This is a genomic window from Pseudovibrio denitrificans JCM 12308, from assembly GCF_001310815.1.
Lineage (GTDB): Bacteria > Pseudomonadota > Alphaproteobacteria > Rhizobiales > Stappiaceae > Pseudovibrio > Pseudovibrio denitrificans.
The window spans coordinates 1-16,190 of the sequence record NZ_BAZK01000012.1 but is presented as its reverse complement, the minus strand read 5'-3'; the positions used below and the strand labels follow the sequence as shown (position 1 = coordinate 16,190).

Sequence of the window (16,190 nt, the reverse complement as noted above, 5' to 3'; positions counted from 1 at the left end):
ATCCAGAATAGTGCCAGACCCAATGACGCGATTGCGTGGCAGACCTGAGATCTCTGTCGCAACCTGGGTCATGATATCAACCGGGTTGGTCGCAATGATCAGGATTGCGTTTGGCGCATATTTCAACACTTCCGGAATAACGCTTGCAAACACACCTGCGTTCCGGGCCAGCAGCTCAATGCGTGTCTCACCCGGCTGCTGGTTCACGCCAGCTGCAATCACAACAACAGCTGCATCTTTCAGGTCACTGTAATCACCACCGATAATGCTCATCGGGCGTGCGAATGGGGTCGCGTGAAGAATATCCTCTGCCTGAGCAATGGCGAGTTTTGGGTTGTAATCGACGAGAACGATTTCGTTGCCCACACCGTTTATGGCCATGGCATAAGCAGCAGTACTTCCAACCGCGCCAACACCAACTACACCGATTTTCATAGGGCTATCCTTTTCTCATCACTCGCTTCTTAAATATTATGCCTGTGTCCTAGACAGTTGCTCAAGGGAATGCAATTCCCTCAAGCGTGACATATCAGCTCGCATAATTATTTCTGGCACTTAGGGCAGAAGAAGGTTGAGCGCCCATTCTGAACCTTGCGTTCAATAACGCCAGAACACTTCGGCGTTCGGCAGGCTTCTCCTTCACGATCGTAGACCGAAAAGTTGTGCTGGAAGTACCCGAGAGATCCATCAGCCTGCCTGTGATCTTTCAAGGACGAACCTCCGGATTCAATCGCCTCCTGCAGCACTTCCCGAATGTGATTGGAAAGCTCATCTGCTTTCTTGAGCGGCTTGCCGGACTTACCCGCGAGTGTGGATGCGCTGTTGAAAGGACTTAACCCCGTTCTCCAGAGTGCTTCACACACATAAATGTTACCCAACCCTGCGATGAACTTCTGATTGAGCAAGGCAGCCTTAAGTGACGTTTTCCGGTTCTCAAACAACTTGGCAAGATAAGCCCCGTCCAGCTCATTGCCGAGCGGCTCAATGCCCATATCGACAAACATTGGGTGCGTCGCCAACTCACTGCGTGGAATGAGAACCATGAACCCAAAACGCCGCGGGTCGTTGTAAATGATCTTCACAATCGTCTCGCGATCAGCAGGGCGAACATGAAAGATAACATGATCATGCTGCGGATGCTTGCCTTTTGCATGATACATTTCAACGGTTTGCGTCGGTTCGGCGTCTTCAGTCTCGATCCACCGAAACGATCCGGACATGCCAAGGTGCATCACCAGAACGTCGCCGCTATCCAGATCAAGCAGCAGATACTTGGCACGGCGGCTGAAGGAAACGACCTGACGATTTTCCAGTCGTGCTACAAAATCATCGCCGAATGGGAAGCGAAGATCAGGTCGGCGTTGTTCAACTCTGCAAATTGTTGCATTGTCAAAAAAAGGAGCTAGTCCGCGGCGGACTGTTTCAACCTCCGGTAATTCAGGCATAAGATATCCGTTGGTACAGTGGTTTGCTGCTGGGCAAAGATTGCGTTCTAGAATAGCGCTTTGTAACAAGCTGTACTATGTTCGCCCGCGAAATGGAGTGATTTGATTATGGCGCGTGAGTTCTCAACCCCTGAGCAGGCATCCGTAACAGACCCGACTGAAATGGCAACAAGCTTCGGGTTTCGCACAGTTCGCGAAGGTGAAAAGCAGGATCTGGTGGATGATGTTTTCCACAAAGTGGCATCCCGCTATGACCTGATGAACGACCTTATGTCTGGTGGACTGCATCGACTCTGGAAAGACGCGATGGTTTCCAGTCTTAACCCACCAAAGAATGGCGCCCGCGTATGGCGACATCTGGACGTGGCTGGCGGCACTGGCGATATCGCGACCCGTGTGGTTGAGCGTTCCAACCGAACCATCAAATCAACCGTCTGCGACATCAACGGCTCCATGCTGGGTGTGGGCAAAGACCGTGCAAACGCAGCTGGCCTTTCCGAAAACATCGAGTTCATTCAGGGCAACGCAGAAGAATTGCCTTTCCCGGATAAGCATTTCGACGCCTACACCATCGCATTCGGTATCAGAAACGTTCCGCAAATCGACAAAGCCCTGAGCGAGGCATTTCGTGTGCTGAAGCGCGGTGGCCGCTTCATGTGCCTTGAGTTCTCTCAGGTTGATGTCCCGGCACTCGATAAGGTCTATGACCTTTTCTCCTTCCACGCCATTCCGAAAATTGGGCAGGTCGTGACAGGTGACGGCGATCCATACAGCTACCTTGTAGAATCTATCCGAAAGTTTCCTAATCAGGAACGTTTTGCGCAGATGATACGGGACGCAGGCTTTGAGCGTGTCACATACAGAAACTACACTGGCGGTATCGCTGCACTTCACTCCGGCTGGAAAATCTAACCAGTTATGATCGCTAATATTGTGCCATTTATGCGTCTGATTTTCGCGGGTTACGTCATGGCCCGCGAAGGTGTGTTTGGACTTGTCTCTCTGCCGGATCTGCCTCCCGGACCGCGCCTTGCCATCGGCATGGCTCGTATGGTTGAGCGCCGTGGTATTGAGAAGAAAGACGCAGCCGCCCGCCTGACTGATGCCTTGAACCGCCTCGGCCCATCCTACATCAAACTGGGCCAGTTCCTCGCAACACGCCCGGATGTAGTAGGTAAGGAAGCCGCTAAAGAACTTTCTGCTCTGCAAGACAATGTGCCGCCATTCCTCACCGAGTATGCGCGTAAAACGGTTGAAGAGCAGCTCGGCAAAACTGTTGAAGATCATTTCGAAGAGTTTGGTGAGCCCGTCGCAGCAGCATCTATCGCACAGGTGCACCCAGCTTACTTTAGGAATCGCGATGGTGAACTGGAAAAAGTCGCAGTTAAAGTCCTGCGTCCTGGCGTGGAGCGCGGTTTCAAACGTGACTTGAAAAGCTTCTACCTTGCTGCACGTCTTGCAGAACGTTTCAGCCCGGCAAGCCGCCGTCTCCGCCCGCTTGCGACCGTTGAGACTTATGAGCGTGCTGTTATTCTGGAAATGGACTTGCGCATGGAAGCAGCAGCCCTTTCCGAAATGGGTGAAAACAGCAAGGACGATACAGACTTTCGCGTTCCAAGTGTAGATTGGCCGCGCACCTCTCGCTCCGTGCTCACCATGGAGTGGGTTGACGGCGTAAAGCTCTCCAATCTGGAAGGCATTGAAGAAGCTGGCCACGATCTCGCCGAGCTTGGCAACAAGGTCATCCAGACTTTCCTGCGCCATGCAGTACGTGATGGCTTCTTCCATGCGGATATGCACCAGGGCAACCTGTTCGTGGAACCTGATGGAACGCTGGTCGCAGTGGATCTGGGTATCACCGGACGCCTTGGCCTCTCAGAGCGTCGCTTCCTTGCAGAGATCCTCTACGGTTTCATCACCCGCAACTATCTCAGAGTGGCCGAAGTTCACTTCGAAGCAGGTTATGTGCCGGCTGATCAGGACGTTGATATCTTTGCTCAGGCGATCCGCGCGATTGGTGAGCCTATCCACGGACATGATGCCAGTGAGATTTCCATGGCGCGCCTGCTGACCCAGCTGTTTGAAGTGACTGAGATGTTTAACATGCACACTCAGCCCCAGTTGATTTTGCTGCAGAAAAACATGGTTCTGGCAGAAGGTGTTGCTCGCTCGCTGAACCCGCATCTGGATATGTGGAACACAGCTGACCCTGTGGTCACCAGCTGGATCCAGCGCAATCTGGGTCCAATGGGGCGCATTTCGGATCTCGCAACCGGCGTGACTGTTCTGGGACGTCTGGCCAGTGACTTGCCAATTATCGCAGATCGCGCGAGCAAGTTTTCCAATCAGCTTGAGTCGATGGCCAACAATGGTCTGAGATTTGATGAGGCAACAGCTGACGCCATTGGCAAGTCAGAGGCAAAGCACAGCCGCTCAGGACGCATAGCGCTCTGGGTCATTGCGCTTGCCCTCTCAGCAATTGCCTATGGCATCCATCTCTAAGAATTTCTGAGTTGATACTATGAAAAACGGGAGTTGTTACGCTCCCGTTTTTTATTGGTTAGCCGGCTATTTCCTCAATAATCTAGAAATAATTAGATCATACTAAGTTACTGCATAATTTTATCTAAGATTTATATAGTCATTGCAATTGATGATATGAATTGTAGGCGGGTTGTAACCCAGTAAAACGTGCTAAAAGCAAGATAGCTTGAAAGAAGTATTTGAGATTTCTAAGGGACTACTCAGAGTCTTAGGGGAGCTCTCAAAGCATTTGTAAAACTATCTTCCTGGAGGTGCCGCTGTGCCAGACAGTTCTGAACTGGGGACCCGTGAACGGTTACTTGATGCCGCTGAACGCTTGCTCGCTGAACATGGTCTTGCGGAAACTTCAGTGAGAATGATCACTGAAAAAGCAGACGCAAATGTTGCTGCGGTAAACTACCATTTTGGCAGCAAAGAAGACCTTGTGAGAGCTGTTTTCATGCGCCGTCTTCGCGAAATTGACGACATGCGCATGCAGCGCCTCGATGCTCTGGAAGTTGGCGGTCGCCAGCCAGATGTTGAGGAAATTACCCGAGCCTTTATGGAGCCACTGATCGTTCAGGGCATTTCCCGCGATACTGGTAAGTTGGTCCCGTTCGTGGTCCTTATCCGGCAAGTCTTCTCAGACCCTGAGTCCGGCCAGAAGATCATGCACTCTTGGGAACCGCCCAAGATCATCCTGCGTATCACCAAGGCATTAGCTAAGGCCACAGAGAGCGATATCCCGACGGGTCCTCGTGCGCAGCTCCTCATGATGCTCATGCACAGCGCCACGCTTGAAGCGCTATATGTCGTCACTGGCGCCTCAAAAGGCCCCTATGATGAAGAGCTGGATCAGGATGAAATCGTGGAAGGCACTATCCGTTTCGTCTCAAACGGCATCAAAGCCTTCTTCATGGCAGGCGCACTGGAAGAAGCCTGATCTGCCAACTAGAACACGGAGACACGGCGGAGCGTCAGGTTCAACCTGCCTCCGTCTTTGAGCAGGCTCGAACTCCCGCCCAGTATGCGGTCAATACCGTGATGGCAAAGCCGCGCTTCTCCACCCAAAACCACCACATCCCCTGAACTCAGTTTCAGCGACTGTGTCGACCCTCCACGCTTTACGCCGCCAAGACGGAACACGGCTGTGTCTCCCAGACTGACAGAGACAACCGGCGCTTCAAACGTCTTTTCGTCCCTGTCCTGATGCATGCCCATTTTTGCGGTTGCAGCGTAGTAATTAACGAGGCACGCCTCGGGCGCCGCCTCACATTCACCCACCTGCTTCCACAAGCTCTGCAAGACTTCCGGTATCTCCGGCCAGGGCTGTCCGCTCTCTGGATGCTGAGGTTGATACCGATAGCCATTGCGATCAGATACCCAGCCCAAGACCCCCAGATTTGTCATACGAACAGAAAACGGCTTCCCAGTGCGTGGCATCACTGGAGTGAACAAAGGCGCTTCTTTTACGAGGTATCTGAGTGTCTCAACAAGCTCCTTCTGCTCCTCAAGTGAGAAGTAGCCCGGTAGGTATTTGAACCCCTTAGGAAAGTCATTGCTCAGCTGCATCAGAACACCTCATTTCATCCCGGCTAATCTGCTGAAAAGTCCGCTTATAAAAACGGAAAACTTGGAGAGATTTGCCGAAAGTGAATTTAACCCATATTCCTCAAAATAGTGGTTTCCCGGTTAAGGAGAACCACAAATGCACCTTCTTCCTCCGTTGCTCGCAGCTGTGCTGAACATTTTCGCAGCATTTGTCTCTCTGCTCATTCTGCTCACGCTCATTGCGGTTGTCGTTTTATATGTGGTTGATCGACGACAGCATAAAGATGCAATACGGCACAATTTCCCCGTTGTTGGCCGTTTCCGGGCGCTCTTTTCCTATCTGGCGAGTTCTTCCGCCAATACTTCTTCGCGATGGACCGTGAGGAAATGCCGTTCAACCGAGCAGAGCGAAACTGGGTGGACCACGCCTCAAAGGCAGAAGGCAACACCATGGCCTTCGGATCAACCAAAAACCTAAGCATCCCGGGCACCGCACTCTTCGTCAACGCTCCCTTCGCCAAGCTAGAAAAGGAAATCGATGAGCCGGAACCTCGCCTGATCGGTCCCTACGTCGAGAACCCATATATCCCGCCCAGTTACTTCAACATCTCTGGCATGAGCTTCGGCGCGATATCCCGCCCGGCCGTCCTCGCTCTCTCCCGAGGTGCCAAGATGGCAAATTGTTGGATGAACACGGGTGAAGGTGGTCTGTCGCCATATCATCTTGAAGGTGGTGCAGACATTGTCTTCCAGATCGGCACAGCGAAGTACGGCTGCCGAAATGAAGATTGCACCCTCAATGAGGACAAATTGAAAGCCATTACGGACCATGCACAGGTCAAGATGGTCGAAATCAAGCTGGCGCAAGGGGCCAAGCCCGGCAAAGGAGGTCTTCTTCCAGGCGGCAAAGTGACACCTGAAATTGCAGAGATCCGGGGCATCAAAGTTGGCCAACCTTCTCACTCTCCAAATCGCCACCCTGAGATCAGCAACACTGGCGAACTGCTCGACTTTATCAGCCGGGTCCGTGCGATTGCGAAGAAACCGGTTGGCTTCAAAACGGTAATCGGCTCGGCGCATTGGATCGAAGAACTTTGCCATGAAATCAACCACCGCGGCATTGAGCACGCGCCTGATTTCATCACCATCGACTCCGCAGATGGCGGCACCGGTGCTGCACCAATGCCGCTCATGGACAACGTAGGCCTGCGTATCTCCGAATCTCTACCGATTGTGGATCATGTTTTGAGAAAGCATGATTTGCGGGACCGTATCCGCATCATTGTATCTGGCAAACGCATCACCCCTTCAGCTGTCGCCCTGGCTCTGTGCGCGGGAGCAGATTTCACGGTAACAGCGCGTGGCTTCCTGTTCTCATTGGGCTGCATTCAGGCCATGCGATGCAACAAAAATACATGCCCAACCGGCATCACCACCCACAACGAAGCGCTGCAGGCTGGTCTCGATCCAACTGAGAAAAGCCACCGCGTGGCTGCCTATTGCCATAGCGTGCGGATGGAAGTGGACATGATCGCTCATGCATGCGGCGTAGATGCTGCAAGACAGCTTTCACGGGAGCACGTCCGTATCGTCCAGGAAAATGGGAACTCAATCTCACTGGAAGAGCTCTATCCACAAACACCCTCTTAGAAATGGGGGTAACGCAGAAAAGCGGGATGCAATAGAGGTGTTTCTGGGTGGTTTTCCAAAGAAAATTTCGGTTTCTTAACTCAGAAAAAGGCTTCGGATAGGTCTTGTGTCGATATATCGGGTCCTGTCCCTTGCAGGGGCAGGGGACCCCTCTTATATAGCCAATTGAAGTTTTCTTGCGTGTTTGCGACAACTCACGCAAGTGCAATGTATTGGGGACCGGTTGGAAACTGATCCGACATTATCCGAAGGCCTTCGGGGTTCGGGCGGTCTGCCGAAAGGAGAGTGAAAAACATGGCAAAGGTCATCGGTATCGACCTCGGCACGACAAATTCGTGCGTATCTGTAATGGACGGCAAAGACGCCAAGGTAATTGAAAACGCAGAAGGTGCGCGTACTACCCCTTCTATGGTTGCTTTTACTGATGATGGTGAGCGCCTTGTAGGCCAGCCAGCGAAGCGTCAGGCTGTAACCAACCCAACAGACACCCTGTTTGCTGTTAAGCGCCTCATCGGTCGTCGTTTTGACGATCCGACTGTTGCAAAAGATAAAAAGCTCGTCCCATACGAAATCGTAAAAGCCGACAACGGCGACGCATGGGTTGAAGCTGAGGGTGAGAAGTTCTCCCCATCCCAGATTTCTGCTTTCATCCTGCAGAAGATGAAAGAAACCGCTGAAAGCTTCCTTGGTGAAACCGTCACCCAGGCAGTTATCACCGTTCCTGCATACTTCAACGACGCTCAGCGCCAGGCAACCAAAGATGCCGGTAAGATCGCTGGTCTTGAAGTTCTGCGTATCATCAACGAGCCAACTGCTGCTGCCCTTGCATACGGCATGGACAAAAACGATGGTAAGACCATCGCAGTTTACGACCTTGGTGGTGGTACCTTCGACGTTTCCATCCTGGAAATCGGTGACGGCGTATTTGAAGTGAAGTCCACCAACGGTGACACCTTCCTCGGTGGTGAAGACTTCGACATGCGTCTGGTTGATTACCTCGCAGACGAATTCAAAAAAGAACAGGGCATTGACCTAAAGAACGACAAGCTGGCTCTGCAGCGCTTGAAAGAAGCTGCTGAAAAAGCAAAGATCGAGCTGTCTTCTTCTTCTCAGACCGAAATCAACCTGCCGTTCATCACAGCAGACGCAACCGGTCCTAAGCACCTTACCCTGAAATTGACCCGTGCGAAGTTTGAGCAGCTCGTTGACGATCTGGTACAGCGTACCGTGAACCCAATGAAAGCAGCTCTGAAAGACGCAGGTCTGGCAGCTGGTGAAATCGACGAAATCGTTCTCGTCGGTGGTATGACCCGTATGCCTAAGGTTCAGGAAGTTGTTAAGCAGTTCTTCGGTAAAGAGCCGCACAAAGGCGTGAACCCGGACGAAGTTGTTGCAATGGGTGCAGCAATTCAGGCTGGCGTTCTGCAGGGCGACGTTAAAGACGTTCTGCTTCTCGACGTTACGCCTCTGTCCCTCGGCATCGAAACCCTTGGTGGCGTGTTCACACGTCTGATCGACCGCAACACCACGATCCCAACCAAGAAGGGCCAGGTGTTCTCTACAGCTGAAGACAATCAGACTGCAGTGACCATCCGCGTCTTCCAGGGCGAGCGTGAAATGGCTGCGGACAACAAGATCCTCGGTCAGTTCGATCTGGTTGGTATCCCACCAGCACCACGCGGTGTGCCACAGGTTGAAGTTACCTTCGACATCGACGCCAACGGTATCGTGAACGTATCCGCTAAGGATAAGGGCACCGGTAAAGAACAGCAGATCCGCATTCAGGCATCTGGTGGTTTGTCCGACAACGACATTGAGCAGATGGTGAAAGACGCTGAGTCCCACGCAGAAGAAGATAAGAAGCGTAAGGAACTGGTTGAAGCGAAAAACCAGGGTGAAGCTCTGCACCACTCCACCGAGAAGTCTCTGAAAGAGTACGGCGATAAAGTCTCTGAAGAAGACAAGTCTGCAATCGAAAGCGCTCTGGCAGCTCTGAAGCAGGCTCTCGAAGGTGAAGACCTCGAAGACATTCAGGCGAAGACTCAGGCTCTGGCAGAAGCTTCTATGAAACTCGGTGAAGCTATGTACAAAGACGCTCAGGCAGCTGAAGAAGCTGGCGAAGGCGCTGAAGACGATGGCGAGCCAAAGCCAGTTGACGATGTTGTTGATGCAGACTTCGAAGAAGTTCGCGACGACGACAAAAAGTCCAGCTAACTAATACTTTCACCTCGCAAGCTCCAACGGGCTTGCGAGGTGAACTTTATTGAAGTATTTCCCGACTGTATGGAAGATTTGAGTTAAACAGAACCTTTGGGGTGCAATTGCATTCAAAGGAACTGCTTCCTACATATGGGGTGCTGGGAATGTGTGCGCTGTGCTTGAAGCTGCACCAGATTGACCAGCTGAACAGTAAACAGTTTTGTTTTGAAGAAGAGTGCAGTCCGCGAGTGAATTCGCTGTAAGGCAAGAATGGCTTCGACTGCCACCAGTTACCTCAGACTGAGCTGACGTTCTCCTGAGGCTTCAAAACGCAGATAGACATCACGTCTTTGGAGCTTATTTCATAATGTCTAAACGCGACTACTATGAGGTGCTGGGGGTAGCACGGGAGGTCGACGAAAAGGCACTTAAGAGCGCTTATCGCAAACTTGCGATGAAATACCACCCGGACCGCAATCCTGGTGATGATGAGGCGGAAGCAAACTTTAAGGAAGTAAGCGAAGCTTACGAAACCCTGAAAGACCCGCAAAAGCGCGCAGCCTACGATCGATTTGGCCATGCAGCCTTTGAAAACGGCGGCTTTGGTGGTGGCGGTGGAGCAGGTCCGGGCGACTTTGCTTCTTCCATGGCAGACATTTTTGATGAGTTCTTCGGTGGCGGCGGTGGCCGTCGCGGCTCCGGTCGTGAACGTGGTGCTGACCTGCGCTACAATCTGGAAATCTCTCTTGAGGAAGCCTACGAAGCAAATCCGTCGAGATCGAGGTTCCAACTTCCGTAACATGTGAACCGTGCAGCGGCTCTGGTGCAAAATCCGGAACCCGTCCGTCCACCTGCCCAACCTGTGGCGGTGCAGGACGCGTAAGAGCGGCTCAGGGCTTCTTCACCATGGAGCGCACCTGCCCAACCTGTCAGGGTCGTGGTGAGATCATCACTGACCCATGTGACAGCTGTGGCGGTACTGGCCGGACAACAAAAGAGCGTACGCTCTCTGTCAACATTCCATCAGGCATCGAGGACGGCACGCGTATCCGCTTGTCAGGTGAAGGTGAAGCAGGTGCTCGCGGCGGGCCAGCTGGCGATCTCTACATCTTCCTGTCCATTCGTCCACACGAGTTCTTCCAGCGCGATGGCGCAGACATCTTCTGCCGCGTGCCGATTTCCATGACAACCGCTGCACTGGGTGGTCAGTTTGAAGTTCCGGCACTGGATGGCAACACAGCCCGCGTGAAGGTTCCTGAAAGCACTCAGACCGGCAAACAGTTCCGTCTGCGTGGTAAAGGCATGCCAGTAATGCGGTCTAGCCAGAAGGGCGACATGTATATTCAGGTTGCCGTTGAGACACCAACAAACCTTACGAAGAGGCAGAAAGAGCTTCTTTCAGAATTTGAAGGTGAATCTTCTGGTGAAAACCATCCTGAATCTACTGGCTTTTTCGCGAAGGCCAAAGATTTTTTGGAAAATTTCAAAGCTTAGGACTTTAAAAGGCCATCAAGCAGTAATATCTCAGTAGTACCCTTTGTTGTTGCTACGGAGAGTTGAATGTTTCACGAAACGCGGTCCCGGGCTGAAAACGCCTTGAACAAATTTCGTGAACCTTCCAAGTTTCTTCGGGCGTGGGTGGAAGCACCACTCACGACCGGAGCGGTCGCTCCCTCCGGCCCCGTTCTCGCTCAGAGAATGGCAGAGTTCGTTCCCGTCCAATCTCAAAATCCGGTTTTAGAGCTCGGTCCTGGCACAGGCCCGGTAACGAAAGCTATTCTGGAAGCTGGTATTTCCAAAGAACGCCTGACCTGCCTGGAGTACAGCCCTGACTTCTGCGAGCATCTCAGCGAAAAATTCGAAGGCCTGAATGTTGTACAGGGTGACGCCTACAACATGCATCCGAGCCTTGGGCACATTGAGCCCAACTCGCTCTGTGCTGTTGTCTCCAGCCTTCCGTTGATCTCCCGTCCTATGGAGTTCCGCCTGAAGTGCATCCGTGATGCCTTTGCGTTGATGAGGCCGGGAGCGCCGTTCATTCAGTTCTCCTACTCTCTGGCCTCTCCGGTTTCGCTGAAATCCAAGATGTTCAGCTGGTCGAAAACCGGATGGATCGTGAAGAATATCCCGCCTGCGCGGGTCTGGATCTATCGCAAGCCCTTTTGATTTTCAGATAGACTGCTCTAAGCGGACAAACACCTAAAAACACATGTCTTCCATAAACCTTACGCTTGGGTAGTATGGGGTATTCTGCGTGCCGGATTTACCCGAGATCTTCCCACTCTTAAGCGCGAGAGTGCTGAGCCCTGTCGTGAGGATAGCCCTATGAAGCCAAAGATACTGGTGTTTTCAGGTTCAACCCGTAAAGTCCTACAACAAGATGTTGGCTGCATTGGTGGCAAAGCATCTGACAATCGCAAACGCGGATGTGACCACAATCAGCCTCGCCGACTATCCTCTCCCAATCTACGACGGTGATCTGGAAGATGAAACGGGTATCCCCGAGAACGCCTTCAAACTCAGAAAGCTGATCGAAACCCATCACGGTATCTTCATCGCCAGCCCTGAGTACAACTCCTCCATCACCCCGCTGCTCAAAAACACCCTCGACTGGATTAGCCGCATCCAGCTGCCGGAAGAAGAGCCGCTCCAACTCTTTCATACATCCGTATATGCCGTTGGCGGCGCTTCCCCCGGAGCGCATGGCTCACTGCGCGGATTAATGCATCTCAGGACGATCATGGAGGTCTCTCTGGGGTGTTTGGTTCTGCCCGAAATGATCTCAATAAACTTTGCCGGCAAATCCTTTGATGAGAATGGTGACCTCACAAAAGACCACCAGATCAAGCGATTGCATAAGCTTATTGAACGCTTCGTGAGCGAGGCGAGCCACGTAAAGCTACAGGATAACTGAGTTTTTTTGGCTTGTCGCATTGGCAATGCGCAAAGGACTACATACATAATACCGCAGACACAAATTTGAAAATGAGTTGCGCGGGAGTTTGCTCCGCTGCCAATTGAACTCTGGAGAAAAATGAATGAGTGAACCTGAACAGTGGCACGGCACAACCATCTTGACCGTGCGCAAAGGCGGCAAAGTCGTAATTGCTGGAGATGGTCAGGTATCTCTTGGATCAACGGTTATTAAGGGCACTGCTCGTAAGGTCCGCCCACTGGCTGGCGGCAAAGTCATTGCAGGCTTTGCAGGTGCCACTGCCGATGCTTTCACGCTGTTTGAGCGCCTCGAAGCAAAGCTGGAACAATACCCGGACCAGCTGATGCGTGCTTGCGTGGAAATGGCAAAGGATTGGCGGACAGACCGCTACCTGCGCCGTCTGGAAGCTATGATGCTGGTTGCTGACAAAAAGCACTCTCTGGTGCTGACAGGTACCGGTGACGTGCTTGAGCCAGAAAACGGCGTCATGGGCATCGGCTCCGGCGGAAACTTCGCCCTGTCCGCAGCGCGTGCGCTGGTTGATATGGATCTGACCGCAGAAGAGATTTGCCGTAAGTCCATGACAATCGCAGCAGACATCTGCGTTTATACAAACAGCAACGTCACCGTTGAAATACTCGACGAAGAGTAAGCGCTGTAAAAGAACCAGCTGGAGGTCAGAGATTTGGGATCTCCAGCCCGTTTTTCAGGACACTTTTAGATCAGCTTAAATTGCTAAGCCGAGGATACTTGAAGTCTTTACGTCCCATTTGGATTTGACGAGGATCTGATGATATCAAGAGCATCCCTTACCGGAGCCGTCTCCGCAGGAATTATCAGCGCAGATCAAGCTGATAAGCTCGTCTCCTATTTATCTCTTCAAGCCGCTAACATTCAGAAGCAGCAGGATCAGGAAAACACACACGATCCCGAAGAGGTCCGTTTCACACGTGGCTTTCATGACATCTTCATCAGCCTCGGAATTCTGATTGTCTTCGCTGGCTATGGCATTGGCCTGGGCGAACCTTTGACACAAGGCGGCCTCCCAACAGCAGCTGTTGCCGGTGCTGGTGCAATTATCTCATGGGTGCTGGCTGAGTGGTTCACCAAGATCAAAAAACTCGCTCTGCCTTCCATTCTGCTGACGGGTATTTTCGGCGGCGCCATCGCTCTGGTTGGCTTTGGTCTGTTCACGCCCTCTGTATTGAACGATGAATCTGAGGCTATTCAGGTCATCCTGAGTTCAATCTTCGCTCTTGGCGGTGCATCGCTATTCTACTGGCGCTTCAAAGTGCCGATCACGCTAACGGTGATTGTTGCCGGCATAATGGGCATGATCGTTGGTGTCCTGACCTACGTGACCGATACGCAAATCTTGGATTATCTCTCATGGGTATCGCTGGTCTGCGGCTTGTTCGCTTTCGCCTGTGCCATGTATTTCGATACCAAGGACACACGGCGCGAAACGCTTAATACGGACAAAGCCTTCTGGCTTCATCTGCTTGCAGCTCCACTCATCGTACACTCAATCTTGAGCGGCATTTATTTTGAGGAGCTGACAGAAACCTACGCAGTGGTCTCCATCGCTGTTGTGCTGGCATTTGGCGCGGTTGCCCTCGTCATTGATCGCCGTGCAATGTTGGTTGCAGCGCTGAGTTACCTCGCTTTGCATTAGCCTATTTGCTGGAGTCTGCTGACTTTTCAGCATCGCAGTTGACTGCTATCTCCCTTGTATTGCTTGGGAGTTTTGTATTGCTGCTCGGTTCGGGCTGGAACGTGGCGCGACGGATCGTCATGCGCCCTCTTGCAGGAACCACACTCACTACATATCTGCCACCTATCCGGAACTAGAAAGTAAGAAAATGACAAATTTCTCTCCACGGGAAATCGTTAGTGAACTTGATCGCTACATCATCGGCCAGCATGATGCGAAACGTGCTGTAGCAATTGCGCTGCGCAACAGATGGCGCCGTCAGCAGCTGGATGAAGAGCTCCGCGAAGAAGTTCAGCCAAAGAACATTCTCATGATTGGTCCAACCGGCGTTGGTAAGACTGAGATCTCCCGCCGTCTGGCGAAACTTGCGAATGCTCCTTTCACAAAAGTTGAAGCTACCAAGTTTACCGAGGTCGGCTACGTCGGTCGTGATGTGGAACAGATCATCCGCGATCTGGTGGAATCAGCTATCGCACTGGTGCGCGAGCAGAGCCGCAAAGACGTGGAAGCAAAAGCGCATGTTCTGGCGGAAGAGCGTGTTCTGGATGCGCTGGTCGGTGCCAATGCAAGCCCTGCCACACGCGACACATTCCGCAAGAAACTGCGTGAAGGTGATCTGGATGAGCGTGAAATCGAAATCGAAGTCCGCGCTAACCCACAAATGCCAAGCTTTGACATCCCTGGCATGCCAGGCAGCAGCGTAGGTGTCATGAACATCTCCGACATGCTGGGCAAGGCATTTGGCGGTCAGACCAAGCCAAAACGCACCAACGTCAAAGACAGCCACAAAGTGCTGTTGGCGGAAGAGTCCGACAAGCTGCTCGACGAAGAGAAGATCGTTCAGGAAGCAATCGCACTGGTCGAGAACTCCGGTATCGTGTTCCTCGACGAGATCGACAAGATCTGCGCAAAAGATGGCCGCAACGGTGGTGATGTATCTCGTGAAGGTGTTCAGCGTGACCTGCTGCCACTGATCGAAGGTACCGTTGTCTCCACAAAGCATGGTCCGGTGAAGACAGACCACGTTCTGTTCATCGCATCCGGCGCATTCCATGTGTCCAAGCCATCTGACTTGCTGCCAGAGCTTCAGGGCCGCCTGCCAATCCGCGTTGAGCTGAAGGCACTGACGAAAGAAGACTTCGTCAAGATCCTGACAGACACAGAAGCGAGCCTCATCAAGCAGTACGTTGCTCTGATGGGCACAGAAAGCGTGACCATTGAGTTCACCGATGACGCGATCGACGAAATCGCAACCATCGCAGTGGACCTGAACGCGACTGTCGAGAACATCGGTGCTCGCCGTCTGCAGACAGTGATGGAGCGTGTTCTGGATGAGATTTCCTTCGCTGCACCAGATAAGTCTGGCGAACAGGTGACTATTGATGCTGCCTATGTGAAATCCAATGTCAGCGAACTGGCCAAGAACGTCGATTTGTCTCAGTTCATCCTCTAACTGACTCAAAAATCAGTCGGAAAAAGAAAACCTAGCGGAATGTGGCAAGGAAAAATACTTGCCGCATACCACCTCAAGTGGCAGCATGCCGACATGGTAGCTATTCGCAAAAGTAATGAAGAAGGTCACCACCGCAAATTTCTGGTCGTTGTCGATGACACGCCAGAATGTGGTCGAGCCATCGTTTATGCCGCAAAGCGTGCAGCCCGCACCGGCGGTATTGTTCTCTTGCTCTATGTTATTGCACCGGGAAATTTCCAGCATTGGCTAGGGGTTGAGGACATCATGCGCCAGGAAGCGCGTGATAATGCAGATACAATTCTGGCAAAAGCTGCTGAAAGAGTAAGAGCTGCGGCAAGAACAGAACCTGAGCTGGTCGTTCGCGAAGGCCATCAGTCAGATGAGATTATCGCCCTGATTGAAGAAGACGCAGACATTGCGATTCTCGTCTTGGCAGCAGGAACCAGCAAGGAAGGGCCAGGCCCTCTTGTTTCATCCATAGCGGGTAAATCGGCAGGTACATTCCCGATCCCGACAACCATCGTGCCAGGTAATTTGGACGATGATGCACTGGATGCTCTTGCCTGATCAGGTTTACCTATCATATAGAACTGAAAACAGTCATTGCTGAAGCGTGAAGTAGTGTAAACTGTGCTGCGTACTAGCTTAAGAATACTCTTTAGGCATAAAAATCGGAAACCAAAACCTATGTTCACTTCA

General features: G+C 52.1%; 13 protein-coding genes and 2 pseudogenes. 12 read left to right on the top strand and 3 right to left on the bottom strand.

Features of this window, described 5'->3' with window-relative positions; genetic code table 11:
- Positions 1-78: 78 nt before the first annotated feature.
- Both JCM12308_RS31620 and mutM read right to left on the bottom strand, forming a co-directional pair.
- A pseudogene (locus JCM12308_RS31620) lies at positions 79-381 on the bottom strand (lactate/malate family dehydrogenase); the annotation flags it as partial.
- A 161-nt stretch (positions 382-542) separates the two neighbouring features.
- On the bottom strand, positions 543-1,445 hold the full coding sequence (mutM, locus tag JCM12308_RS16715; protein WP_054784508.1) for a bifunctional DNA-formamidopyrimidine glycosylase/DNA-(apurinic or apyrimidinic site) lyase: 903 nt from the start codon (positions 1,443-1,445) through the stop codon (positions 543-545).
- A gap of 108 nt (positions 1,446-1,553) precedes the next feature.
- On the opposite strand from mutM, the gene ubiE reads away from it, so the two are divergent.
- The 3 genes from ubiE to JCM12308_RS16700 all read left to right on the top strand — a co-directional run bounded on the left by ubiE (position 1,554) and on the right by JCM12308_RS16700 (position 4,911).
- Positions 1,554-2,357: a bifunctional demethylmenaquinone methyltransferase/2-methoxy-6-polyprenyl-1,4-benzoquinol methylase UbiE gene (gene ubiE, locus JCM12308_RS16710; RefSeq protein ID WP_054784507.1), complete on the top strand. Its 804-nt coding sequence runs from the start codon at positions 1,554-1,556 to the stop codon at positions 2,355-2,357.
- Between the two features lie 6 nt (positions 2,358-2,363).
- Entirely contained in the window at positions 2,364-3,947 is a 1,584-nt protein-coding gene (gene ubiB, locus JCM12308_RS16705) for a 2-polyprenylphenol 6-hydroxylase (protein ID WP_008548250.1), read from the top strand.
- Between the two features lie 301 nt (positions 3,948-4,248).
- A complete protein-coding gene (locus tag JCM12308_RS16700; protein WP_054784506.1) occupies positions 4,249-4,911 on the top strand; it encodes a TetR/AcrR family transcriptional regulator in 663 nt (220 codons plus the stop codon).
- 8 nt (positions 4,912-4,919) lie between these two features.
- On the opposite strand, the gene JCM12308_RS16695 is transcribed toward JCM12308_RS16700, so the two are convergent.
- Entirely contained in the window at positions 4,920-5,540 is a 621-nt protein-coding gene (locus JCM12308_RS16695) for an alpha-ketoglutarate-dependent dioxygenase AlkB family protein (protein WP_054784505.1), read from the bottom strand.
- A 351-nt stretch (positions 5,541-5,891) separates the two neighbouring features.
- Here JCM12308_RS16695 and JCM12308_RS16690 point away from each other — a divergent pair, with 351 nt between their 5' ends.
- The 9 genes and pseudogenes from JCM12308_RS16690 (at position 5,892) to JCM12308_RS16650 (ending at position 16,058) form a co-directional block, all read left to right on the top strand.
- Positions 5,892-7,169: an FMN-binding glutamate synthase family protein gene (locus JCM12308_RS16690; protein WP_244271929.1), complete on the top strand. Its 1,278-nt coding sequence runs from the start codon at positions 5,892-5,894 to the stop codon at positions 7,167-7,169.
- A 243-nt stretch (positions 7,170-7,412) separates the two neighbouring features.
- A complete protein-coding gene (gene dnaK, locus JCM12308_RS16685; protein ID WP_256377904.1) occupies positions 7,413-9,383 on the top strand; it encodes a molecular chaperone DnaK in 1,971 nt (656 codons plus the stop codon).
- 352 nt (positions 9,384-9,735) lie between these two features.
- Positions 9,736-10,862 (top strand): annotated as a pseudogene (gene dnaJ, locus JCM12308_RS16680) (molecular chaperone DnaJ).
- 66 nt (positions 10,863-10,928) lie between these two features.
- A complete protein-coding gene (locus tag JCM12308_RS16675; RefSeq protein ID WP_208608903.1) occupies positions 10,929-11,534 on the top strand; it encodes a class I SAM-dependent methyltransferase in 606 nt (201 codons plus the stop codon).
- A 214-nt stretch (positions 11,535-11,748) separates the two neighbouring features.
- Complete coding sequence (locus JCM12308_RS16670) at positions 11,749-12,282, top strand: NADPH-dependent FMN reductase (RefSeq protein WP_208978657.1); 534 nt, start codon at positions 11,749-11,751, stop codon at positions 12,280-12,282.
- A gap of 124 nt (positions 12,283-12,406) precedes the next feature.
- Complete coding sequence (gene hslV, locus JCM12308_RS16665) at positions 12,407-12,955, top strand: ATP-dependent protease subunit HslV (protein ID WP_014283409.1); 549 nt, start codon at positions 12,407-12,409, stop codon at positions 12,953-12,955.
- Between the two features lie 138 nt (positions 12,956-13,093).
- The gene (locus tag JCM12308_RS16660; RefSeq protein ID WP_208978656.1) at positions 13,094-13,978 is read left to right on the top strand and encodes a hypothetical protein; all 885 of its coding nucleotides are present in this window, start codon (positions 13,094-13,096) and stop codon (positions 13,976-13,978) included.
- A gap of 187 nt (positions 13,979-14,165) precedes the next feature.
- On the top strand, positions 14,166-15,470 hold the full coding sequence (gene hslU, locus JCM12308_RS16655; protein ID WP_008548289.1) for an ATP-dependent protease ATPase subunit HslU: 1,305 nt from the start codon (positions 14,166-14,168) through the stop codon (positions 15,468-15,470).
- Between the two features lie 93 nt (positions 15,471-15,563).
- The gene (locus JCM12308_RS16650; RefSeq protein WP_008548304.1) at positions 15,564-16,058 is read left to right on the top strand and encodes a universal stress protein; all 495 of its coding nucleotides are present in this window, start codon (positions 15,564-15,566) and stop codon (positions 16,056-16,058) included.
- Positions 16,059-16,190: the final 132 nt, after the last annotated feature.

Coding starts and splice junctions, on each gene's coding strand:
- hslU (WP_008548289.1), top strand. CDS start 14,166: ATGACAAATTTCTCTCCACGGGAAATCGTTAGTGAACTTGATCGCTAC.
- mutM (WP_054784508.1), bottom strand. CDS start 1,445: ATGCCTGAATTACCGGAGGTTGAAACAGTCCGCCGCGGACTAGCTCCT.
- JCM12308_RS16670 (WP_208978657.1), top strand. CDS start 11,749: ATGTTGGCTGCATTGGTGGCAAAGCATCTGACAATCGCAAACGCGGAT.
- ubiE (WP_054784507.1), top strand. CDS start 1,554: ATGGCGCGTGAGTTCTCAACCCCTGAGCAGGCATCCGTAACAGACCCG.
- ubiB (WP_008548250.1), top strand. CDS start 2,364: ATGATCGCTAATATTGTGCCATTTATGCGTCTGATTTTCGCGGGTTAC.
- JCM12308_RS16650 (WP_008548304.1), top strand. CDS start 15,564: ATGGTAGCTATTCGCAAAAGTAATGAAGAAGGTCACCACCGCAAATTT.
- JCM12308_RS16690 (WP_244271929.1), top strand. CDS start 5,892: ATGGACCGTGAGGAAATGCCGTTCAACCGAGCAGAGCGAAACTGGGTG.
- JCM12308_RS16695 (WP_054784505.1), bottom strand. CDS start 5,540: ATGCAGCTGAGCAATGACTTTCCTAAGGGGTTCAAATACCTACCGGGC.
- hslV (WP_014283409.1), top strand. CDS start 12,407: ATGAGTGAACCTGAACAGTGGCACGGCACAACCATCTTGACCGTGCGC.
- JCM12308_RS16675 (WP_208608903.1), top strand. CDS start 10,929: ATGTTTCACGAAACGCGGTCCCGGGCTGAAAACGCCTTGAACAAATTT.
- JCM12308_RS16660 (WP_208978656.1), top strand. CDS start 13,094: ATGATATCAAGAGCATCCCTTACCGGAGCCGTCTCCGCAGGAATTATC.